Annotated in this window: 20 protein-coding genes and 1 pseudogene; 11 read left to right on the top strand and 10 right to left on the bottom strand. The window is 40.1% G+C overall.

Features of this window, described 5'->3' with window-relative positions; translation table 11 throughout:
• Nucleotides 1–204 precede the first annotated feature (204 nt).
• Nucleotides 205–774 (bottom strand): peptidylprolyl isomerase, encoded by a 570-nt coding sequence (locus tag WAE57_RS14815; RefSeq protein WP_330848259.1) that lies wholly within the window; start codon nucleotides 772–774, stop codon nucleotides 205–207.
• Between the two features lie 102 nt (nucleotides 775–876).
• Between WAE57_RS14815 and WAE57_RS14810 the strand changes: the two genes are divergently transcribed.
• The gene (locus WAE57_RS14810) at nucleotides 877–1,545 is read left to right on the top strand and encodes an acetoacetate decarboxylase family protein (RefSeq protein ID WP_237788444.1); all 669 of its coding nucleotides are present in this window, start codon (nucleotides 877–879) and stop codon (nucleotides 1,543–1,545) included.
• Nucleotides 1,546–1,599: 54 nt separating this feature from the next.
• Here WAE57_RS14810 and WAE57_RS14805 read toward each other — a convergent pair whose 3' ends face one another.
• Nucleotides 1,600–2,670, bottom strand: a complete 1,071-nt coding sequence (locus tag WAE57_RS14805; RefSeq protein WP_237788445.1) for an alpha/beta hydrolase — start codon at nucleotides 2,668–2,670, stop codon at nucleotides 1,600–1,602.
• A gap of 203 nt (nucleotides 2,671–2,873) precedes the next feature.
• Between WAE57_RS14805 and WAE57_RS14800 the strand changes: the two genes are divergently transcribed.
• From WAE57_RS14800 to WAE57_RS14770, 7 genes are all read left to right on the top strand, one after another.
• Nucleotides 2,874–3,410 carry a hypothetical protein gene (locus WAE57_RS14800; protein WP_337711158.1) on the top strand — a complete coding sequence of 179 codons (537 nt, stop codon included), beginning with the start codon at nucleotides 2,874–2,876 and terminating at the stop codon, nucleotides 3,408–3,410.
• A 63-nt stretch (nucleotides 3,411–3,473) separates the two neighbouring features.
• The gene (locus tag WAE57_RS14795; protein ID WP_337711157.1) at nucleotides 3,474–3,776 is read left to right on the top strand and encodes a hypothetical protein; all 303 of its coding nucleotides are present in this window, start codon (nucleotides 3,474–3,476) and stop codon (nucleotides 3,774–3,776) included.
• 438 nt (nucleotides 3,777–4,214) lie between these two features.
• Nucleotides 4,215–4,763: a nucleotide exchange factor GrpE gene (gene grpE, locus WAE57_RS14790; RefSeq protein ID WP_237788447.1), complete on the top strand. Its 549-nt coding sequence runs from the start codon at nucleotides 4,215–4,217 to the stop codon at nucleotides 4,761–4,763.
• Nucleotides 4,764–4,888: 125 nt separating this feature from the next.
• Nucleotides 4,889–6,835 carry a molecular chaperone DnaK gene (dnaK, locus tag WAE57_RS14785; RefSeq protein WP_237788448.1) on the top strand — a complete coding sequence of 649 codons (1,947 nt, stop codon included), beginning with the start codon at nucleotides 4,889–4,891 and terminating at the stop codon, nucleotides 6,833–6,835.
• Between the two features lie 115 nt (nucleotides 6,836–6,950).
• Entirely contained in the window at nucleotides 6,951–7,394 is a 444-nt protein-coding gene (locus WAE57_RS14780; RefSeq protein ID WP_337711156.1) for a hypothetical protein, read from the top strand.
• A gap of 167 nt (nucleotides 7,395–7,561) precedes the next feature.
• On the top strand, nucleotides 7,562–8,473 hold the full coding sequence (locus WAE57_RS14775; protein ID WP_337711155.1) for a matrixin family metalloprotease: 912 nt from the start codon (nucleotides 7,562–7,564) through the stop codon (nucleotides 8,471–8,473).
• 119 nt (nucleotides 8,474–8,592) lie between these two features.
• On the top strand, nucleotides 8,593–8,970 hold the full coding sequence (locus WAE57_RS14770) for a hypothetical protein (protein ID WP_237788477.1): 378 nt from the start codon (nucleotides 8,593–8,595) through the stop codon (nucleotides 8,968–8,970).
• Nucleotides 8,971–9,056: 86 nt separating this feature from the next.
• On the opposite strand, the gene erpA is transcribed toward WAE57_RS14770, so the two are convergent.
• The 4 genes from erpA to WAE57_RS14750 all read right to left on the bottom strand — a co-directional run bounded on the left by erpA (nucleotide 9,057) and on the right by WAE57_RS14750 (nucleotide 13,011).
• Nucleotides 9,057–9,392, bottom strand: coding sequence for an iron-sulfur cluster insertion protein ErpA (gene erpA, locus WAE57_RS14765; RefSeq protein ID WP_086176706.1), 336 nt, complete (start codon nucleotides 9,390–9,392; stop codon nucleotides 9,057–9,059).
• 117 nt (nucleotides 9,393–9,509) lie between these two features.
• Nucleotides 9,510–10,520, bottom strand: a complete 1,011-nt coding sequence (locus tag WAE57_RS14760) for a putative solute-binding protein (RefSeq protein WP_337711160.1) — start codon at nucleotides 10,518–10,520, stop codon at nucleotides 9,510–9,512.
• 238 nt (nucleotides 10,521–10,758) lie between these two features.
• Complete coding sequence (locus tag WAE57_RS14755) at nucleotides 10,759–11,769, bottom strand: putative solute-binding protein (protein WP_237788451.1); 1,011 nt, start codon at nucleotides 11,767–11,769, stop codon at nucleotides 10,759–10,761.
• 234 nt (nucleotides 11,770–12,003) lie between these two features.
• The gene (locus WAE57_RS14750; RefSeq protein WP_237788452.1) at nucleotides 12,004–13,011 is read right to left on the bottom strand and encodes a putative solute-binding protein; all 1,008 of its coding nucleotides are present in this window, start codon (nucleotides 13,009–13,011) and stop codon (nucleotides 12,004–12,006) included.
• A 231-nt stretch (nucleotides 13,012–13,242) separates the two neighbouring features.
• On the opposite strand from WAE57_RS14750, the gene WAE57_RS14745 reads away from it, so the two are divergent.
• From WAE57_RS14745 to WAE57_RS14735, 3 genes and pseudogenes are all read left to right on the top strand, one after another.
• Nucleotides 13,243–15,183 (top strand): ATP-binding cassette domain-containing protein, encoded by a 1,941-nt coding sequence (locus WAE57_RS14745; RefSeq protein WP_337711154.1) that lies wholly within the window; start codon nucleotides 13,243–13,245, stop codon nucleotides 15,181–15,183.
• Nucleotides 15,184–15,513: 330 nt separating this feature from the next.
• Nucleotides 15,514–15,636 carry a hypothetical protein gene (locus WAE57_RS14740; RefSeq protein ID WP_337711153.1) on the top strand — a complete coding sequence of 41 codons (123 nt, stop codon included), beginning with the start codon at nucleotides 15,514–15,516 and terminating at the stop codon, nucleotides 15,634–15,636.
• Nucleotides 15,612–15,968: pseudogene (locus WAE57_RS14735) on the top strand (glutathione-dependent formaldehyde dehydrogenase); the annotation flags it as partial. The gene WAE57_RS14740 and the pseudogene WAE57_RS14735, both read left to right, overlap by 25 nt.
• A 710-nt stretch (nucleotides 15,969–16,678) precedes the next feature.
• Here WAE57_RS14735 and WAE57_RS14730 read toward each other — a convergent pair.
• The 4 genes from WAE57_RS14730 to dnaN form a co-directional block, all read right to left on the bottom strand.
• Nucleotides 16,679–17,026, bottom strand: a complete 348-nt coding sequence (locus WAE57_RS14730; protein ID WP_086176710.1) for a hypothetical protein — start codon at nucleotides 17,024–17,026, stop codon at nucleotides 16,679–16,681.
• A 191-nt stretch (nucleotides 17,027–17,217) separates the two neighbouring features.
• Nucleotides 17,218–19,686: a DNA topoisomerase (ATP-hydrolyzing) subunit B gene (gene gyrB / locus WAE57_RS14725; protein WP_337711152.1), complete on the bottom strand. Its 2,469-nt coding sequence runs from the start codon at nucleotides 19,684–19,686 to the stop codon at nucleotides 17,218–17,220.
• Nucleotides 19,687–19,739: 53 nt separating this feature from the next.
• Nucleotides 19,740–20,822, bottom strand: a complete 1,083-nt coding sequence (gene recF, locus WAE57_RS14720) for a DNA replication/repair protein RecF (RefSeq protein ID WP_237788455.1) — start codon at nucleotides 20,820–20,822, stop codon at nucleotides 19,740–19,742.
• Nucleotides 20,823–20,849: 27 nt separating this feature from the next.
• On the bottom strand, nucleotides 20,850–21,995 hold the full coding sequence (gene dnaN, locus WAE57_RS14715) for a DNA polymerase III subunit beta (RefSeq protein WP_086198917.1): 1,146 nt from the start codon (nucleotides 21,993–21,995) through the stop codon (nucleotides 20,850–20,852).
• Nucleotides 21,996–22,006: the final 11 nt, after the last annotated feature.

Genomic DNA, 22,006 nt, shown 5'->3' with positions numbered 1-22,006 from the left:
ATTCAGCTAAGTTCGTTTGCTGTATCGCGTCGGGATGAGCTCATTATAGGGCAATTTCGTACCCGTGCAAGTGCTTTTAACTGATTGTTTTATTGAGTGTTGTATTTTTGCGCACCATATTGGATCGTTTTTATTCTATTTTAAATATAAATATTTAATTTTAAAGCAGAAATATGAATAAAATATTTCTGCTTTATTTTTTTCTTACTTTTTCTCAGCTGCTGCTTTAATGCTCACACTGACAATTTTCACTGCTTGTTTTGGTACATTTTGATGCATTCCAAAGTTTGCCGTTGGTACTTGAGTGATTTTATCAACCACATCCATACCTTTAGTCACTTTACCAAACACCGCATAACCCGCATTCATCTGGCTTCTGTTTAAAAAGTCATTGTCTACTGTATTAATAAAGAATTGGCTGGTTGCAGAATTAGGATTGTTGGTTCGAGCCATGGCCAAAGTGCCACGCGCATTCTTTAAACCATTATAAGATTCATTCTGAATTGGTGCTTTAGTCTGCTTCTCGACCATGTTGGCATCCATTCCCCCACCCTGAATCATAAAGCCAGGAATGACGCGGTGAAAAACAGTGCCGTTATAAAAGTTATCTTTTATATAAGCTTCGAAATTCTTTGCCGAAATAGGAGCCTTATCGTTAAATAGTTCTATTTCTATATTACCCATTGAAGTTTTCATTTCTACCAGGGTATTTGCAGCCATCACTTGCAAACTCATACCAGCAGCAGCGATAGCGAATAAGGTTTGTTTTAACATTTCTTTACTCTTCTACGTCAAGTTGTAATTGTGAATGTCTATATATTAATCTTTCAATATAAATATAACAGTCTCTCTTTTTGAGATAAAACGAGAATTACAATGAGTGACGAATTAAACACGACTTCTTTTCCTCTTTATCCGCCCTGGCATTTACATGGTGACGCGTTTATTTTGAATTACTGGCTAACGCCAAACTTTATTGATCAGCATCGGGCTTTTTATATTGCTCCTTCTCCGATTGGTCGCGTGGTACAGGTCATATTGGTGCGTTATCATGATTCTCCTGTGGGCCCGTATGATGAATTGCTGATCTTGGATCATCCATTAATAAGTAAAAGACGCTTATCTTCCATTCCTAAAATTTATGTTTCTACCAAAGCTTCTATGCTCAATGGTCAACATTTTTGGGGAATTCCAAAACAGCTGGCCCAATTTGAATGGCTGATCAATGATGATGTGGTGTATTGCAATGTGTACTTTGAACAGCAAGAAATGAGTTTGTGCTTGCAGAAATATAAACATAGTCAAACTTTTTATATTAATAGTCATCATTTGCCAGCACGGCTGCTCAACATTCAACAAGCCTGGCAAGGTTTACGTTATCAATTCACGCCACAATTTCGCGGTAAACTAAGTAAATTAAAACAAGCCAGCTGGAAAAACACTCAGGGTATTTTCCCTGATTTTTCTCAAGCCCGCTATTTACACAGCTTTTATGTGCCAGAATTTAGCCTCACCTTACCTAAAGCCCAAATTGAGAAAAAATAAAAAAAGTGTTTCACGTGAAACACTTTTTCCCAGATCAATACCCGACTTAAAAAATTAAGCGTGTTTATCCCAAAACTTTCTATAATTTTTACTGATTTCAATAAAATATTTTTTAGCCCGATAAGAAATAGGCGTTAGATTGACAAAACCATGGGCCTGATCGGGATACTCCTGATAATGCACCTTTACCCCACGATGGCGTAACTTGTAAGCGTAAATTTCCCCTTCATCATGTAATACATCATGACCGGCAGTAACCACAAATGCAGGCGCTAATTTTTCATGCTTACCATAAGTAGGTGAAATGAGTGGATCATCCAGTTCAACCTGATGGGTATTTGCATAATAGTGCGTCACAAAATCAACATCTTCCCCGGTAAGCACCAAGCCGTCTTTATAAGCATAAAAAGATGGATGACGGCTTTTAAAATCTACAGCCGGATAAAGCAGTAACTGCGCTTGCGGTGCATATATTTTATGGGTACTGCGCTGTGCAACCACCGCAGAGATATTACCGCCGGCACTATCCCCTGCTACCGAGATTCTATTCTTTAAGATTTTCAGCTGTCTTCGGTTTTGATATACCCATGCCAGCGCATCTTCACAGGTCTGGATCATTTTCATTGGACTGTTTTCAGGTGCCAAAGGATAATCTACGCTCAGGACCTGTACTTTGGCATGCACAGCAAGTAAACGGCACACTTCATCATGTGAATCCAGACTTCCCATCACAAAAGCACCGCCATGGTAAAACACTACCATCGGCAGCTTTTTACTGGGAGCTGGATTGTAATGCCGCGCAAATATGGTGCCACTGTGTAAAGGTAAACGTAAATCTTCGACCCGTTTCACCGGTGTAGGTTTACTCTTGATAGACTGTATTTGCAGATCAAAACTTTTACGGGCTTGAATAAGATCTTCAGTGACAAAACCACTATTTCCCCGCTTTAACTGGGCCGCCATCATGCACTGCACGAGTGGATCAAGCTCAGGATATTGATGAGGATATCTTAAAATTTTAACTAGAGATTTTTGTGCAAAGCGAGGCAAGCGATCCAAGGTGCGTGCAGCTGTGCCTTGTCCTTTTTCTAACACAGCCTGTAGAGTTCGATTAAAAGCAACCATAAACGCACCTTCCTTTTATTTTAATCTTCACATTTTCTACATGATCAAGCCAATAGGTGACCATAATCTTATATAAGTCTAGTCATCTGTATACACAGTAAAAACATTCATACGCTAATCTTCTTTTTATACCTTGTCATTGACAATTTCCACGCATATTTGGGAGTGTTTTGCTACTCCTTACCACAAGAAGGATAAATGTTATGGCTAAAAGACTAATCATGCTCTCATTAGCAACAACATTTTTAGCGGTGGGATGTGTCGCATTTCCGGAGAATGGTGGCTATGACGATGGCCATTATGATGATCGCTATGACCCTCGTTATGATCGGGGTTATGGCACAAGTTATGATGATCGCTATGCTCGTGAGCGAGACCGTCAACGCTGGGAATATCAACAGCAACAAAACCGCTTGGAACTAGAGCGTAGAAAACGTGAGCTTGAGCGTCGCCAATGGGAACAGAACCGGCAACAACAATCGGATTGGGAACGTAGAAGACGTGAACAACTGCGTTTATTAGAACAACGTAAAAAAGTGGCTGAACAGAATCATAAAAGTCCGTCTGACTGGGACCGTAAAAACCATAAAATTGACCGGCAGCGTTTAGAACAGCAGCGCAATAGAGCGAATGTACAGCCTAACCCTAGAGTACAACAGCAACGTCAAGCACAAGAAAAACGCTGGGATGACCGTCGTCGAGAGACCAATCGACAGCAACATCATCGTCGCGACCATTAAATTATTTCTTCTCATAATGCCCTTTCTAAAAACGGCATTATTTATATAAATGACCAAGTCAAAATGTTGAATAGCTCAACCTATTTTTTATTCAAAGAATCAACCCAATTCAAATCTTCTTTTATCTCTGAGTATTTTTATTTAAAAAATGAGAGAAATGCCATTGCGCAATCAAACCATGAGATCAGTTTCGGTAAGTTATTTAATTTAAGGCAAAAAAAAAGCTTATCCGGAGGTTGGATAAGCTTAGAAAACACATTTCTTAAATACCAAGAAGAAACTACAGCGATAGAATCTGGGTTAAATAATAAGCATCTGAAGCATTTTTGTGAAATATATTATTTATTTAATATTGATCGTTTTTAAGTCTAAGCTATACATTCAGGATTTCCATTTGGTCATGATTTCCCCTGACCTTTGTATATCTCTACTTTATCCAAGCTTTTTACTACTTCGTTTTGAGCCGTTCGCTTACTACCTTATAAATAGTATATGTAGACAAGACGATCAGCTGCGCAATATGGGTAAATCTGAACTGCTCGGCTTAACCAAGGATAAATTCCAGTATTCACCAGCGATCGCATCACAATTTTGCACTCTATTTTATAAAAAATAATACTTTTTAATAATTTTAATCAAATTAAACAGATTTAATTAGTTGTCTCGCTTGAATTTTTACCGTCTGCCCCGAACTCTTGTATTAATCATGAATATTATCACTCATGGCAGTTCAGGATTAACGCGGTTAGCACTGAAGCCAAAAGGACTGACATGTTTAAAAACCCATTCAAACGGAGTAAATCTATGGCAACTGAGCAAAATCAAGATGCTCAAGATCTAGGGCAAGAGCAAGCTGAGCAGCAAACAGTAGAAACTCAAGCTGAAACAGAGCAAGCCGAAGTTTCAGTTGAAGATTTACAAAATCAAATCACCAAGCTGGAAGAAAGTTTAAAACTTGAAAAAGCACGTACAGCCAATGCGGTCTATGAAGCACAAAAAAGTGTAGAACGTATTCAACGTGATGCTGAAAAGCATAAAGAAACAGTGATTGAAAAATTTGCGAAAGAGTTACTCGACTCTGTCGATAATTTAGAACGTGCCATTCAAGCTGCTGGAGGTATTGAGTCTCCATTACTTGAAGGCGTGGAACTGACGCTGAAATCCCTGCTTAATACACTGGAAAAATTTAACGTTGTAGAAGTCAATATGAGCAACGGTTTCAATGCAGATTTACATCAGGCAGTCGGTATTGCACCTGATGCTAAAGCCGGTGAAATCGGTACGGTATTGCAAAAAGGTTATACCTTGTCGAACCGTTTACTTCGTCCAGCTATGGTCTTAGTGGGTCAATAAGACAAAGAAATTCGGGAGTTTTTCCATTTTTTTTTCATTGAAAGAACTTGAAAAATTTTGAATGGCTCTCATATCGGATAACAAGCAAAAAACATTGCAAAAAATAATTTTGAGGAAGCATCCAAATGGCTAAAATCATTGGTATTGACTTAGGTACAACAAACTCTTGTGTTGCAGTACTTGAAGGCGACAAAGTTAAAGTCATCGACAACGCTGAAGGCGCTCGTACAACTCCATCTATTATTGCCTATAAAGATGGTGAAATTCTGGTGGGTCAATCTGCTAAACGTCAAGCAGTAACTAACCCTAAAAACACCTTATTCGCGATCAAACGTTTGATCGGTCGTAAATACCAAGACCAAGCGGTACAAAAAGATATCGGTTTAGTACCTTATAAAATCATTCAAGCGGACAATGGCGATGCTTGGGTAGATGTAAACGATAAAAAATTGGCACCACAACAAGTTTCTGCTGAAATCTTGAAAAAGATGAAAAAAACTGCAGAAGATTACCTAGGTGAAACAGTTACTGAAGCAGTGATTACCGTTCCTGCATACTTCAACGATGCACAACGTCAAGCAACTAAAGATGCAGGTAAAATTGCCGGTCTTGATGTTAAACGTATCATCAACGAACCAACTGCTGCGGCTCTTGCGTTCGGTATGGACAAAAAAGAAGGCGACCGTAAAATCGCGGTTTACGACTTGGGTGGTGGTACTTTTGACGTATCAATCATCGAAATTGCTGACTTGGACGGCGACCAACAAATTGAAGTGTTATCTACTAACGGTGATACCTTCCTGGGTGGTGAAGACTTCGATAACGCGTTAATTGAATACTTGGTTGAAGAATTCAAGAAAGAGCAAAGCGTGAACTTGAAACAAGATCCACTTGCGTTACAACGTTTGAAAGAAGCTGCGGAAAAAGCAAAAATCGAGCTTTCTTCTTCTAACGCAACTGAAATCAACCTTCCATACATCACTGCTGATGCGACTGGTCCTAAACACTTAGTGATCAACGTAACTCGCTCGAAACTTGAAGGTTTGGTTGCTGATTTAGTTGCTCGTACGATTGAGCCTTGCCGTATTGCGCTTAAAGATGCCGGTCTTTCAACTTCAGAGATCTCTGATGTAATTCTGGTTGGTGGTCAGTCTCGTATGCCACTTGTACAACAAAAAGTACAAGAATTCTTCGGTCGCGAACCACGTAAAGACGTGAATCCGGACGAAGCTGTAGCAATGGGTGCTGCGATTCAAGGTGCGGTATTGTCTGGTGACAAAACTGACGTACTTTTACTTGACGTAACTCCATTGACTCTAGGTATTGAGACTATGGGTGGCGTGTTAACAGCAATCATCGAGAAAAACACCACGATTCCTGCGAAGAAATCTCAAGTGTTCTCTACTGCTGCTGACAACCAACCTGCTGTAGACATTTCAGTTTACCAAGGTGAACGTAAAATGGCTCAACAAAACAAATTGTTGGGTAACTTCCAATTGGGCGACATTCCACCTGCTCCACGTGGTGTGCCACAAATTGAAGTATCATTCGACATCAACGCTGACGGTATCTTGAAAGTATCTGCAAAAGACAAGAGCACTGGTAAAGAACAATCCATTCAAATTAAAGCAAACTCAGGTTTGAGCGATGCTGAAATTGAAGCAATGATTAAAGATGCTGAAGCGAATGCTGAAGAAGACCGTAAGTTCGAAGAACTGGCTAAAGCACGTAACGAAGCAGATGCACTTGTTTCTAGCGCGCAAAAAGCAGTGAAAGATCTTGGCGAACAAGTGACTGCAGACGAAAAAACTGCAATTGAAACTGCGGTTTCAGAGCTTGAAGCTGCAACCAAAGAGAATGATGTTGATGACATCAAGGCGAAAACTGAAGCACTTCAAAACATCATCATGCCGATTAGCCAACGTGCTTATGAAGCAGCGCAAGGTGCTCAAGGTGGTGCGCAAGGTTTTGATCCAAATGCATTCCAAGGTGATGCTGCTGGTCAACAACAAAAAGCGGATGACGGCGTAGTTGATGCTGAGTTCACTGAAGTAAAAGATGACAAAAAATAATTTGTCGCTTTGAAAAAAAGACCGCACTTTGTGCGGTCTTTTTTTGGTGATCTTATAGGCAACAGGATGGATTTTAACTACTATATAATTATATAAATCACTGAAAAATAAAAATATGCAAAATTTTATTAAACTTCTACTCATTGCTTCTAGCTTTGCAATTATGATGCTCTACCCGATGGGTAATCTGTTTATCGTACTGCCCTCTAGTGTTTTTCTTTCCCCATTTAATTATTTGCAAGCTTTAGGTATAGAGGCTGCCTTTGCTCTTGGTTTTTTAATTTCAGCAATAGTGTTGCTGATGTTATCGATACCTCAGCGCTACCCTTATGGAAAAGGCTTTATATTATTGGGCTTGGGATTAATCAGCTATATTATTTTCCAGGTGTATAAATATGAAGTGAATTTATATGCTTTCAATCATCGAAATGAAAATTCCTACAATGTTAAATATTTAATTGAACTTATTATTTTTTTATTCAATTTTTTAGGTCTAATCTTGGTCTATCATTCTAATTTGCCAAAACAAATTGATCAGTTTAAAAAACAAAAAAAATAAAGCTTAAGATGCTAAATTTCCTGAAGTTAAGCATGACAAAAAATACTTTGTCGCTTTAACTGTACTCGAAAGAGTAAAGAAAAAGACCGCACGAAAGCGCGGTTTTTTTATTCTTATTTTTGTCCAATTGTTATACAGTATAGAAAAACAAATATCTTTAAGCTTTTATGCGCTTAGTGCTACTGGGTCTTTTGCTCATCTTTCTATCTGGCATGACCTATCAAACCCGAAATCATCCTCAAATTCGCTACAACAAGCTGTTGGATCGGATTCAGCATCCTTTCGATACACGTCTACGTTACCGGATTGCTGAAGTGGATTCGCGTTTTGGTCTTACTGAACATGAGTTAAAACAGATTAGCCAACAAGCCACTGATATTTGGAAAGATGGCACAGGCCAAGATTATTTTGTCTATGATCCGCAGGCCCGGCTAAGCATTCATTTAATTTATGACCAACGCCAAGATGAATCGGTGCAGCGCCGGCAGCAATTAGGGCAGATTCAACAAAGCCAGCAATTGTGGTCCAATAAAAATCAACAACTGAAACATTTTAAAGATGAACTAGACCGAAACAATGCTGAGCTGGAAATGAAAAAAAACCAACTTGATGCACAATTAAATAAATATAATCAGCATATTGCTATCATTAATCAAAATGGCGGAATCCCGGCTGCACAACGCGAGCAGATGACCCAGCAACAAAGTCAATTACAACAGCAAATCTTTGTACTGCAACAAGAAATTAATATTTACAACCAAAAAATTCAGCAACTCAATTTTCAGGTTGATGAACTTGATCAGCTTAATCAACAGATTGATAGCTCGGTACAAAGCTTTAATCAGCGTTTTCAGCCGCGATTATTTGATAAAGGCTCGTTTAATGGCCAACAAATTAATATTTATGAATTTGAATCGCAAGATGATTTACGTTTAACTCTGGCACATGAATTTGGCCATGCACTCGAACTCAAACATAATCAAGATCCTCAAGCACTGATGTACCCGCTCATGAAAGAGCAGAATCTGCAAAACTTCAAATTATCCACCGCAGATATTGCCTTATTACAAGCGCGTTAAAGCATGACCGCGATACAATGAAAAAAGCCCTTACTTTTTATAAGCATATGCCTCGCAATACAGCGGTAATAAAGCTGATTTCATGTTATTGTAATACCCGAAATGACAACAGAAAATCTCTGGAGATGCATGTGAGTTACTACCATATTGTTATTGAAGTAAATGATCACATCAGTACGATTGAACAAACTCGTGATATTGAAATTTTTGATATTATTGAGATTCAGCCTTATCTCCATTCCATTCTGTTGCCTTATTTCAATGAGCAACTAATTGAACTTGAAGATGAAAATATAGAATTCAAAGATATTCTACATTTACAAGTCAAACAGACGCTGTTGCCTATTCAGGATTTGATTGAAGAAGAACAACGCTTACTTCCAAGTGATACCGATATCACCATTAGTGCTTATGAAATTTTTAACAACCGTGATTTAAGCCAAGATGTGACTACCGTTATTTTTGATATTTTAGAAGCTGCAAAACTAGAAGCTTAATCATTTTACCAGTTTAAAATGGCCGTTCCGCCTACTGACTGGCAATAAAAAGCCCTCCAAAAAAGGAGGGCTTTTTTTAAATTTGCTTAAATCGAGAAAGATGAACCACAACCACAAGTTGTTGTTGCATTAGGGTTATGCACGATAAAACGTGAACCTTCCAAACCTTCTACATAATCCACTTCTGAACCGACAAGATATTGATAGCTCAGTGAATCGACCAGCATTTTCACGTCGCCATTGACAAATTCAGCATCATCTTCATTCATGCTTTCAGCAAAGTTAAAGCCATAAGAGAAACCAGAACAACCACCACCTGTAACATAAACGCGTAACATTAATTCTTGGTTGCCTTCGCTATCACGCAATTGGCGTACTTTATTCGCAGCATTGTCGGTCAGCACCAGAGCTTGGGCATTCATGTCGGATTCCTCTGTTCAATTCAGGTGTCTTGAAATATAAAAGACCATATATCAAGTATAGCATACCCAATATATGGTCAGTATTTGCAGATTTAAAGTTAAATCAGACTATTTTTCTCAAGATTGTTTGTAGTTTTCATCCTGCAGGCTACATTCAAAATTCTTCGGATCTTCCTTACAACGGAATTGCCACAGTAATTTCATCATCCGTTTATCATAAACCCCACGTTTGGTTAAATCGACTCGCGACTCGCGCATGAGCTTTTGATAGCCAGACTTATCTGCTTCAGGAATTTGCATCCAATATTTTTGCGGGATATCAGCTTTCATTTTGCCTAAAATACCAAAGGCACGCGGTAACTGGCTTTTCACCCATTCACGTGATTTTTGCCCATACCCTGCCGGAAATTTATCGGGGCGGATAATTACATTACCGGTCACTTGTAAAATAGGATAATTCACGATCGCGCCCTTATTTCCTAAGCCCTTATAGAGTTCTAAAGGTTTAAACACGGCAGCAGGTGCACCAATAATATCGACCTGACCATTGTTAAATTTCGCGCCAAAATTGGTGACATCTGCACTGACAGCCTGTGCCCCAACTTGCTGAACCATAATTTTTTGCGCTTCATCATAATCCAGCACTGCAATTTTTTTACCTGCCGCTTTGGCTACAGTATTAATGCGACGATCATTCACCATTAAAAAAGCATCGCCTACCGGAATAACACCCACCACTTCATATTTGCCATGCACCATATGTTTGGCAAAAGTCGGATTGGCTAAACCCTGCATCACTTTTACAGCCAGTTTTAAATCAGGAATTGCACCAATTGCATCAAGAGACCCGGTAAACTCATTAAACTGACGACCACGCATACCGGTCACACTAATCCCATCACACTTGCCGGCTTTAAAATCTTCAGCGATGACAGCTTCGTTTTGTCCCACGCGTAATTCAATATCTGCACCCCAATTTTTGGCGGCCAATTGATAATCTTTCATCAGGGCGAAAACATCACCACTTTTACCGACTAAATCAAATACGCAAATTACTTGTTTGGCTTGAGTAACACTGGTTACGGCACACAAACCCAAACCAAGCAGCAGTGTTTTAGACGATGGCATCATGATTTTTTTCTTCCTTGTTTCATTATTTTATTCAATCGGAGATTGAATTGTTTTTGCTTTTTTATTCATCATCCATCACCAGTCCTTAAGACTTGTTGTTTTATTGGACTGATAAAATTTTGCTGTTATTTTTTAAGATTACGCCTTTTTTTACTGACCACAATGGCAAAAATGACAAAATCCAAGCGACAAAAAAGCCTAGATTAAATCTAGGCTTTCTTTTTTAAAATCAAAGTTATTCACCGCCAAGTGAACATTCAAAATTGGCTTTATCGACAGAACAGCGTGCCTTTTTCAAAACGCCCATCATGCCTGAATCATAAATACCACGCTTGGTCATATCCATACGGCCTTCACGCAATAATTTTTGATATTTCGTTTTATCTTCTGCAGTTAAGTTCAATTTAAACTTGGCTGGAATGGTGGCTTCCAGGCGATTAATCATGGCAAAACTTTTTGGTAAGTTTTTCACAAACCAATCACGTGATTTTTGACCAAAATCTGCAGGGAATTGATCTGGACGGATAACAAAATCTGCAGTCACCTGAAGTACCGGGAAATTGAACATCGCGCCATTTGAACCTAAACCTTTATAAATTTCTAAAGGTTTATAAGCATAGGCAGGTGCACCCACCATATCGACCTGACCATTATTGAATTTAGCGACAAAGTTAGATACGTCAGAAATCACCGCTTGTGCACCAACGCGTTGTACCATAATTTTTTGTGCATCGTCATAACCCAACACAGCAAATTTTTTACCTGCCGCTTTTTCTATCGAGTTAATATTTTTATCACGTACAAAAATAAATGCGGAACCTAAAGGTGCAATCCCGGCAACTTCATATTTTTTACCGCTTAAATTACTGACCATCTTCGGTGCATTACGTTTATCCAAAGCAAAAGTGATGGCACGCTGAGCAATAGCATTACTTGGTGCACCACCCAAAGCATCAATAGAACCTACAAATTTGTTATATTGACGGGCACGCATTGCTGTCATAAACACGCCGTCACATTTGCCTGCTTTAAAGTCATTATCAGCCACTGCTTCGTCTTGACGTGGAATAAGATTAATTTCCGCGCCCCATCCTTTGGCAGCTAGCGCCCATTCCTGAGCCATTTGAAAAGATTCACCCGATTTACCCAGTAAATCGAATACACATACATCGACTTTAGCGGCTTGCGCTGTACTCGCTAGGCCTACAGCAGCCAATGTAGCGAATGCAAAAATTGTTTTTTTCATTATTTCTGTCCTTTTGGAATCTTGTTGTTTGACGAGTATCCGTTCACGCCACAAATATTAAGCAAGTTCATTCTAAAAAAATAGAGCATTTACTCCAATTAATTACAACTCAAATGCCAATTGGTTTTTATTTTTCGATATTAATATTAAAAATCATAGTCTTATTTAATAATAATTTTTACGTATAACTTATGAAATTTGAGCTATTTTACAAATTAACACACAATAATCGATTTATTCACCACTCAATGAACACTCAAAGTTGGTGCGCTCCACTGTACAACGGGCTTTTTTAAGTACGCTCATCATGGTCGGTTCGTAAATGCCTTGTTTAGTCAGATCTAAACGTCCATCCCGTAGTAATTTTTGATACTTGTCATGATCTTCCTTGGTTAAATTTATTTTATATTTTGCAGGAATGCCTGCTTCCAGACGCCGTACCATGGCAAAACTTTTCGGTAATAACTGTACAAACCAGCTACGCGACTGCTCTGCAAAACCTTCAGGAAATTTCTCGGGACGAATGACCAGGTCTGCAGTCACGTTGACCACTGGAAAATTAATCATTGCCCCTGTAGAGCCTAAACCCTTATAAATTTCTAGCGGCTTAAAGGCATAGGCAGGTGCAGCAATCATGTCGACTTCACCATTGTTGAATTTTTTCACAAAATTAGAAATATCGGCCATAACCGGTACTGCACCAATACGCTGTACAGTAATTTTTTGCGCCTGATCGTAATGCAGAATGGCAAACTTTTTACCTTTTGTCTTCTCTATAGAGTTAATTGATTTATCACGTACAAAAAGATAGGCCGTTCCAATTTGCCCAATCCCTGCTACCTCATATTTTTCATTGCCAATGGTACTGATAAGCCGTTTTTTATTGCGTTTATCCAGCACAAAAGAAATGGCTTTTTGCGCAATCTGATTACTGGGAACACCACCTAATGCATCAATTGAACCGGCAAATTTGTTATAGGCACGGGCACGCATTGAGGTCATGTAAAAAGCATCGCAAACACCGGCTTTAAAATCTTTTTCTATTTTTGCTTCATCTTGATACGGCATTAGATTGACCTCAGCACCCCAGTTTTTACTGGCTAAAGCCCATTCTTCAATTAATTTATAGGACTCACCTGCTTTACCTAACAGGTCAAATACACAGATATTTTGTTTTGCCTGCGCCAAACTGGAAAAACTCAAAAGCGTGAGTGTAGATAAAATAAAAGTCCTTTTTTTCATGATATACCTTATTCTTATTTCTCTTAGAAAATCACTATAATTTTCTTTTTATACTAAAAATAGAGCTGCTCAGGCCTTTCTGACGAAAGGCTATTTTTTGTACAATTTGTCACATTTTTATTGATCTACTTAAAATTATGCTTTTATAGGAAAGAATAATGCACTGTCTTTTTCTTTTCTGAGTGGCTTCCTTTAGAATACGCCCATCATTCTTCTCTTTTAGATATTTCAATGATTCAGTTAGATCAACTTTCTATACGTCGCGGTGGACGTGTTTTATTTCAAAAAGCGTCTATGCAGCTACATCCAGGATGGAAAATTGGCCTAACCGGTGTCAATGGCGCAGGAAAATCGACCCTGTTTGCGGCATTGTTGGGTGGCATGGAATCGGATGGCGGTTCTTTGACCCGTCCTGCTGTTTGGACTGTGGCGCATATGGCGCAGGAAATTAAAGCCCTAGAGATGAAGGCTATCGATTTTGTCCTGTCAGGTGATGAAGAATATTGGGACATCCAGCACAAACTGGAACATTCTGAAGACTTGGATAATGAAGAACTTGCGCATTTATATGGCCGCTTTGACGAAATTAATGGCTACTCTGCCCCATCAAAAGCCTCACAATTGATGGCCGGTCTGGGTTTCTTTGAACATCAGTCTCAACTGGATGTTTCAAGTTTCTCTGGTGGTTGGCGTATGCGTTTAAATTTGGCCCGCACCCTGATGAGCCGCTCCGACTTGCTGTTACTGGATGAACCGACCAACCATTTAGATTTAGATGCCATTTTATGGCTGGAAGACTGGTTAAAAGCCTATGAAGGTACCCTGATTTTAATTTCACATGACCGTGATTTCCTGGATGCCGTTACCGATCATATATTACACATAGAAAATCAGGAACTTACCCTCTATACAGGGAATTATTCCACATTTGAACGTACCCGTAGTGAACGCTTGGCACAACAACAACAAGCTTATGAAAAGCAATTAGAAACACGGGCCCATCTACAGAAATATATCGACCGCTTTAAAGCACAAGCAACCAAAGCCAGACAGGCGCAAAGCCGGATTAAACAACTTGAACGTATGCAAGAGTTGTCTGCAGCGCATGTTGATACACCATTTACCTTCTCATTCCGTGAACCGACTAAAATGAGTTCGCCACTGCTTGAACTTGAGAATGCAGATATTGGTTATGGTGACAAGCTGATTGTGACTAACGTCAATTTGCAAATCACACCCAGCAGCCGGATTGGTTTACTTGGGATGAATGGTGCAGGTAAATCAACCCTGATCAAATCTTTAGTGGGTGATCTCAAACTACTTAAAGGTACGCGCAAAGATTCAGAATTACTCAATATTGGTTATTTTGCCCAGCATCAAATGGATGCCCTGGATGGTAGCGCCAGCCCAATGTTGCAATTGTCACGCATTGCGGACAAAAAAATCAGTGAAGCAACTTTACGTTCATTCCTGGGCAGCTTTGGCTTTAGTGGCGAACGTATGGATACACCAAGTGAGGGCTTCTCTGGTGGGGAACGTGCACGTCTAGCTTTGGCTTTAATTGTATGGTTACGTCCAAATGTATTGATTCTGGATGAACCAACCAACCATTTGGACCTAGATATGCGTCATGCCCTGACTATGGCCTTACAAGACTTTGAAGGTGCTGTGGTGTTGGTATCGCATGAGCGTCAATTGATTGCCAGCGTATGTGATGAATTATTGTTGGTACACAATGGTCAATGCCGTGAGTTTGATGGTGATCTGGTTGCCTATGCGGATTGGTTGCGTCAAGCACGTATCGAGATGATGAAAAATGGTCAAAAACCTGCTGCACCGGTGCAATCACAAGTTGAAGTTAAACCAACGATTTCAAAACTCGATAAAGAAGCTCAGCGTAAGGAAACTGCGCGCCGCCGTGAACTTAGCCGTCCAATTCGTAAAAATATTGAAAAACTGGAAGCTCAGATTGCAAAATTACAGCCACGTTTGACTGAAATTGAAGTATTACTGGCTGATACGGCAATTTATGAAGCAAGTCGTAAAGATGATTTACTCAAGCTGATGAATAAGCAGACTGAGTTAAAAAATCAGCTGGAAACTGCGGAAGAACAAATGTTAGAACTCATGATGGAACTGGAAAGCCTGGAGCAATCCTTTGAAGAAAGCTAAGCCCTAAACCTGCTTTTCAGCATTCAGAGACCAGTGATGAGCATCACTGGTCTCTTTTTTTACTGAAATGTTCAAGTTCTATCCTCCCTGCAATATCCACAATTGTTGTGTGATCTCTGTCTTTCTCTCCTGAATACCTATTCTGTTTAACCCATCTGATAATGAATTACGCAAGCACCCTATAAGCTTATTTTTAAACAGTTGAGTTCCCTATTTCATACATTAATTTACAGCCCTGCCCCACATCATGTGGCTCTAATAAAAGGGCGTTGTCATTTTCGGCAGCCTTATTGAGGTTTGTTTTAATGTTGAACTAGAGAGGAAAACCATATGCGTGCACTTACCTATCATGGTACTCGGGATGTACGAGTTGAATCTGTTGCTGATCCAGTTATTAAGGAAGCAGATGATGTCATTTTAAGGGTGACGGCAGCGTGCTGGAAACTATGCTGACCAACTTGAAAATTGAAGGTTCTAGTGGCTTTGCCTTACATCAGTGTATTGCGGCCGTCCGCCGTGGCGGTGTGGTCAGTGTGCCCGGGGTCTATGCCGGTCCAATTCACGGCTTCCTGTTCGGCGATGCCTTTGACAAGGGCCTGACCTTTAAAATGGGGCAAACCCATGTGCATAAGTTCTTGCCTCAGTTGCTCGAATTTATTGAAAATGGCGATCTTTCCCCTGAGGTGATTATTACCCATCGTATGAATCTGTCAAATGCGGCTGAAGGCTATCGTATTTTTGATAAACGTGAACAGGACTGTCGCAAGATTATTCTGACCCCTTAGACAGAACTGAAGCTGGAAAAGCGCCGCATCAGGTGCTTTTTTTAAATCTAAATCAGCGAACGCTAGACAATGCATGTCACTACACCTAGGAAGCAAGTAGATGCTGGTAACTTCGATAGTCTTAGATTCTTTAGCCATTTCCAGCCTATCTGACACATTCCAATCTTTATGAATCCATATCAGGATTTCCTCAAGCCTTACAGGTCGTACAACCAAAGATGCCAAGAATAATAAGATAAATATAATAATTTGAAAGTTCACTTGATTATTAAAATAATTGTGTAGTTTAACTACACTAATAATTTATCTGTAATTTTCATGTTCCACGCCGATTGTTTATTAGAACTACACATATAAAATAAGTAATTAATTTTTATTATAAAAATACACAATATTGAGACTTCAAGTGCCCTGTCGTGACATTTAACTAAAACACCTCTTTTAAATTTAAAACCGTGATTTAAATTTAAAATCGTATTTTAAATTTAAAAATACTTATCCACAAGCCGCAAACAGACTAATTTTTAAATTTAAAAAATATAATAATTTCTATAAAGAGAAATTTTGGATATTTATTTTATTATTCACATAAAAATATGGATAACTTAAAAGTTATCCACAATATTGACCAAGCTTTGAACTGATTATAAAAAGTATTATTCACATATAATTTAATTACTTTTAATGATTTTATCCAACTTGCTGAAAGATCAGGCCTTTAGGAATCTCAGTTCAATAATTTTCCATTCTGTATCATAGCGCCACAACTCCTGCAGGCGCTGCTTGTCCTGTTCAAGCCCAATCAGGACACGGCATTCTGTCTGATCCGGATTAAACTCATACTCCTCAAACTCCACTTCTGGCCGGTGCGGTCTCCATACACCATTCTGTACGGCATGAGCAATCCGGTCATAACGCACATAGCTGGTTTCTACGCGGCCATCCTGCTCATAGACCACCTTAAAATCATCATGCTCATAATGACGCAGCACCTCATAGTTACCGTTGTAAAATGCATCAGTCCATATATTACGGACTTCTTCAAGCTGGTTATCCATGGATAAACCTCTTTATTGTTGTAAGCTGGCCTTGATCAGGGAGAGAATGAAGTCTAAAAATAGTACCCGGCATAAGGCCTGAGTTCACCGATCAGGTCCTGTTTATATTGACAAGTTAACATGACATTAGCATAAAATTTTCGTAAAAAAAGCACCCCGAAAGGTGCTTTTTTAAATGTATTGTGTATCAATTAGGCATCGATATCTGCGTTCAGTGCGTTCTCTTCAATGAAGGCACGACGTGGTTCCACATCATCACCCATCAAGCAAGAGAACATTCGGTCTGCTTCAATTGCATCATCAATGGTCACTTGCAGCATGTTACGGTTTTCAGGATCCATGGTTGTTTCCCACAGCTGTTCCGCATTCATCTCACCCAGACCTTTATAGCGTTGGATCATCATGCCGCGACGTGAGTCGGATAAAATATGCTGCCAAACCTGATGGAAAGTAGTGACATTAATTTTGCGATCACCTTTCTGCAAATAAGCGCCTTCTTCAAGCAAAGTAAACCAGCTCTTCGAGTTTTGCAGTAAACGCTTATATTCACCTGAAGCCAGCAAGCCTGAATCAAGTAAATACTGATGCGGCAAGTTATGCACGTAAACTGTTACACGTGGCCAGAAATGAGCCACTTTAGAACCATCAGCATGTTCTTTTTCAAACACTTCTAAAGTGATTTCAGGACGTAAACTTGGTTGATATTTTTCAATTGCAGCACGTAACTGTTCAGACCATTGTTTCACATAATCTTCATCATGATTTTGATCAAGTTTGAATGCCTCTAATCCCAGTAAACCATCAAGTAAACTTGCAGGATAGCGTACAGTTAAACGAGTCAAACTTTTCTGTGAAACTTGGTAATCTTCAATGACTTTTGCCAGTGCTTGACCTGTAATTGCAGGAGATTCAGCACTGATATGCAAGGATAAATCATCAATCGCATTTGAAATCAGGAAAGTTTCCAAAGCATCATTATCTTTAAGATACTGCTCTTGCTTGCCTTTTTTCAGTTTATATAACGGTGGCTGTGCAATATAGATATAACCACGTTCTACCAGTTCAGGCATTTGACGGAAGAAGAAAGTCAATAGTAGCGTACGAATGTGCGAACCATCGACGTCGGCATCGGTCATGATAATGATTTTGTGATAACGCAATTTATCCGGATTGTACTCTTCACGACCAATACCACAGCCCAGTGCAGTAATCAGTGTGCCAACTTCTTGCGAAGAAATCATTTTGTCAAAACGCGCACGTTCCACATTCAGGATTTTACCTTTCAATGGCAGAATCGCCTGCATTTTACGGTTACGGCCCTGTTTTGCAGAACCGCCCGCAGAGTCACCTTCGACCAGGTAAAGTTCAGATAATGCAGGATCTTTTTCCTGGCAATCCGCCAATTTACCTGGCAGACCGGCAATATCCAAGGCACTCTTACGACGGGTCATTTCACGTGCTTTACGTGCAGCATCACGCGCACGTGCAGCATCGATAATTTTTCCGGCAATCGATTTGGCTGCTTGCGGATTTTCCAACAAATATTCAGAGAATGATTTATTCATGGCCTGCTCAACTGCAGGTTTGACTTCGCTTGAAACCAGTTTTTCCTTGGTTTGGGAAGAGAATTTAGGATCAGGCACTTTGACTGAAACAATCGCGGTTAATCCTTCACGCGCATCATCACCCGAAACTGCAACTTTCTCTTTTTTGAGCAAGTTTTCATTTTCCATGTAGCTGTTTAAGCCACGGGTCAAGGCTGCACGGAAGCCTGCCAAGTGAGTACCACCATCTTTTTGTGGAATGTTGTTGGTAAAACAACGTACATTTTCCTGGTAAGTATCATTCCATTGCAAGGCAACTTCAACCCCAATACCGTTCTCCGATTGTGTGGTGAAGTGGAAAATTTCATTTAGGTGGGTTTTACCCTGATTGATATATTTGACAAATTCAGACAAACCACCTTCATAATCAAATACATGTTCTGCATTGATACGTTCATCACGTAGCACAATACGAACACCCGCATTCAAGAAAGAAAGTTCACGTAAACGGCGTGCCAAAATATCGACATTGAAAATGGTTTGGCTAAAAGTTTCGGCACTTGGATAGAAACGAACCGTGGTACCGGTTTCTTCAGTATCACCAATCGCGCGTAATGGATAGACAGGATCACCATGGTGATATTCCTGTTCATATACTTTTCCTGCACGACGAATATTTAGTAATAATTTACTTGATAAAGCATTTACAACAGAAACACCCACCCCATGCAAACCACCGGAAACTTTATAGCTGTTATCGTCAAACTTACCCCCGGCATGCAGAATGGTTAAAATCACTTCCGCAGCAGATACGCCTTCTTCAGGGTGAATATCGGTCGGAATACCACGGCCATTATCAGATACGCTGACCGACTCATCTTCATGGATGATTACCAAGATTTCATCACAGTGCCCCGCCAAGGCTTCATCGATGGCATTATCCACCACCTCGAACACCATGTGGTGTAAGCCTGAGCCATCGTCCGTATCACCAATATACATACCCGGACGCTTACGCACAGCATCTAGGCCACGTAATACCTTGATACTAGAGGAATCATAAGCTTTTTCATTGGTTTGTTCTGTTTGAGAAGCAGCTTGATCTTCTGAACTCATGGTTTCTCCCTAGTGAAATATAGGTCTATCCAAAGATGGGTAAAATTTAAAAATTAGTGCACAACAACCTGAACTTGACCATTTTCAACTTTGAATAATTGATATGGAATTGACAAATCATGTAAATGTTTTTTGACTGATTCATGCTCTAAAGTGGTAATAAAAACTTGACTACCCAGCTGACTCAATCGTTCAATTAATCGTCGTTGTGCAGTTGAATCTAATTCTGCTGTCAGATCATCTAATAATACCACAGTTTCCTTATTACAGGCATGCAGCATTGCAATCTGTGACAGTTTTAAGGCCATAATCAGCAGCTTTTTCTGACCGCGGGAAAGCACTACATCGGCATCGCCCATGGCTGTTTTTAAACGCAAATCTGCACGATGTGGACCGTACTCGGTATAGCGGCGATCGACATCTTTCTGATGATGTGCAGTCAAGTCATGCAGCAAGCCGAGCTCAGTATGAAAACCGGGACTATACTCCAGTTGAACATCCAGATTGGGCAACAAATGTTTTAAATCCTGCTCAAAATAGACTTTCCACTGTTCCACAATGCCACTACGTTGCGAATTCAGCATTTCGCCATATTCAGCCAGCATTTTGTTCCACGGTTCCAAATCTTGCAGACTGAGATTACGGCGGGATTTCAGCAAGCTGTTGCGTTGCTTTAAGGCACGCGAATAGTACTGCCAGGCATGATAAAACTCCGGTTCCACGTGGAACATCAACCAGTCAATCAGCTGTCGGCGTGGCTTGGCGCCATAATCGATAATATCGGTACTTTGTGGATCAATATGCTGTAAAGGCAGAATTTTAGCCAGCTGCCCCTGGGTGGCAATATGATCGCCATTGACCTTAATCAGCTGTTCACCAGATAGCAGCTTTTGCATGCCAATTTTTTCTGTCGCCGATTGTGCAAATACAATCGCGTCGCCGGTTTCATTCTGAATATAATTTTTAGGAATATGGGTACGAAAAGAACGCCCGGTCGCCAGCAAATGAATGGCTTCTAAAATCGAGGTTTTGCCTGAACCATTTTGCCCATAAAAGACATTAAACGGCTGCAACTCCTGGAGTGCAACCGCCTTTAGGTTTCGCACACGCTCTATATTTAAACGCGTGATATACATGCTTTGATCTGAATGAAAATCGTCAAATTAAACACGCATCGGCATTACCACATAGGTCTGATCCTGTTGCGCTGGATCATGCACCAATACCGACTGATTCGCTTCAGTCATGGTCATAGAAACATCGTCACCATCCAGAGCTCCCAATACGTCTAACAAGTATTGGGCATTGAATGACATTTCCATCGGTGCATCCGCATATTGAATGGCCAGGTCTTCAATCGCTTCATCTTGCTCCGGGTTATTGGCACGCAGCTGTAAAGAATCAGCACCAAAATTCAGGAATACACCACGTAATTTTTCATTACTCAAAATCGCTACACGCTGCAATGACTGTTTAAACACATCATGCGCGATCAATACATTTTTATCGCCACCACGTGGAATCACACGACGGTAATCCGGAAATTTTCCATCAATCAGTTTGGTAGTAAAGCGAACGGTGATGTCCCCCTGCTCTTTATCGCGACTTGGGGTGCTAATGGTTACATTTAACAGTTCACGGCCAATCAACAAAGATAATTGTTCATCTTCAATGCTGAGCAAGCGCTGTAATTCTGCCACCGCTTTACGTGGCACAATCGCTTGGATCGGCTGAGTTGCAGTAGATTGTGCAACGGTTTCACACAGTGCCAGGCGGTGACCATCTGTAGTGACTGCACGAAGCTGATTCTGGTCAATTTCAAGCAAGGTACCGGTCAAATAAAAACGTACATCCTGCACAGCCATTGCAAAAGCCGTTTTTTCAAACAGGCGTTTTAATTCGCGCTGAGTCACGGTCACTTGCGTACCTTGAGCATTTTCAGTGCTTAACAGCGGATAATCTTCAGCTGGTAAAGTACCCAACACAAAACGGCTATTGCCCGATTTTAAAATACAGCGATCTTCAGTGATTTGCAGGTCAATCAATGCAGCAGCAGGCAATGATTTACAGATATCCATCAGTTTACGTGCGGGAACTGTAGTTTCACCAGCCTGCAAGCAAGCACCTTCAGCCAGCGTGGTACTCGCCACCAATTCCACTTCCAGATCGGAACCGGTAATGGTTAAAGATTCATTGCTCACTTGAATCTTGACGTTAGACAGAATGTTTAAAGTATGGCGACGTTCAACCGCTCCTACGACATGTGACAGAACATTAAGTAAGCTTTCTTTCGCGATTTTCAAACGCACGGTACATTCCT

Source organism: Acinetobacter sp. NS-4 (assembly GCF_037402435.1).
Classification (GTDB): domain Bacteria; phylum Pseudomonadota; class Gammaproteobacteria; order Pseudomonadales; family Moraxellaceae; genus Acinetobacter.
This window is presented reverse-complemented; position numbering and strand designations above follow the sequence as displayed.

Bases quoted from the DNA above. Each gene is read 5' to 3' on its own strand.
- WAE57_RS14815 (WP_330848259.1), bottom strand. From the start codon at position 774: ATGTTAAAACAAACCTTATTCGCTATCGCTGCTGCTGGTATGAGTTTG.
- WAE57_RS14810 (WP_237788444.1), top strand. From the start codon at position 877: ATGAGTGACGAATTAAACACGACTTCTTTTCCTCTTTATCCGCCCTGG.
- WAE57_RS14805 (WP_237788445.1), bottom strand. From the start codon at position 2,670: ATGGTTGCTTTTAATCGAACTCTACAGGCTGTGTTAGAAAAAGGACAA.
- WAE57_RS14800 (WP_337711158.1), top strand. From the start codon at position 2,874: ATGGCTAAAAGACTAATCATGCTCTCATTAGCAACAACATTTTTAGCG.
- WAE57_RS14795 (WP_337711157.1), top strand. From the start codon at position 3,474: ATGTTGAATAGCTCAACCTATTTTTTATTCAAAGAATCAACCCAATTC.
- grpE (WP_237788447.1), top strand. From the start codon at position 4,215: ATGGCAACTGAGCAAAATCAAGATGCTCAAGATCTAGGGCAAGAGCAA.
- dnaK (WP_237788448.1), top strand. From the start codon at position 4,889: ATGGCTAAAATCATTGGTATTGACTTAGGTACAACAAACTCTTGTGTT.
- WAE57_RS14780 (WP_337711156.1), top strand. From the start codon at position 6,951: ATGCAAAATTTTATTAAACTTCTACTCATTGCTTCTAGCTTTGCAATT.
- WAE57_RS14775 (WP_337711155.1), top strand. From the start codon at position 7,562: ATGCGCTTAGTGCTACTGGGTCTTTTGCTCATCTTTCTATCTGGCATG.
- erpA (WP_086176706.1), bottom strand. From the start codon at position 9,392: ATGAATGCCCAAGCTCTGGTGCTGACCGACAATGCTGCGAATAAAGTA.
- WAE57_RS14760 (WP_337711160.1), bottom strand. From the start codon at position 10,520: ATGCCATCGTCTAAAACACTGCTGCTTGGTTTGGGTTTGTGTGCCGTA.
- WAE57_RS14755 (WP_237788451.1), bottom strand. From the start codon at position 11,769: ATGAAAAAAACAATTTTTGCATTCGCTACATTGGCTGCTGTAGGCCTA.
- WAE57_RS14750 (WP_237788452.1), bottom strand. From the start codon at position 13,011: ATGAAAAAAAGGACTTTTATTTTATCTACACTCACGCTTTTGAGTTTT.
- WAE57_RS14745 (WP_337711154.1), top strand. From the start codon at position 13,243: ATGATTCAGTTAGATCAACTTTCTATACGTCGCGGTGGACGTGTTTTA.
- WAE57_RS14740 (WP_337711153.1), top strand. From the start codon at position 15,514: ATGCGTGCACTTACCTATCATGGTACTCGGGATGTACGAGTTGAATCT.
- WAE57_RS14730 (WP_086176710.1), bottom strand. From the start codon at position 17,026: ATGGATAACCAGCTTGAAGAAGTCCGTAATATATGGACTGATGCATTT.
- gyrB (WP_337711152.1), bottom strand. From the start codon at position 19,686: ATGAGTTCAGAAGATCAAGCTGCTTCTCAAACAGAACAAACCAATGAA.
- recF (WP_237788455.1), bottom strand. From the start codon at position 20,822: ATGTATATCACGCGTTTAAATATAGAGCGTGTGCGAAACCTAAAGGCG.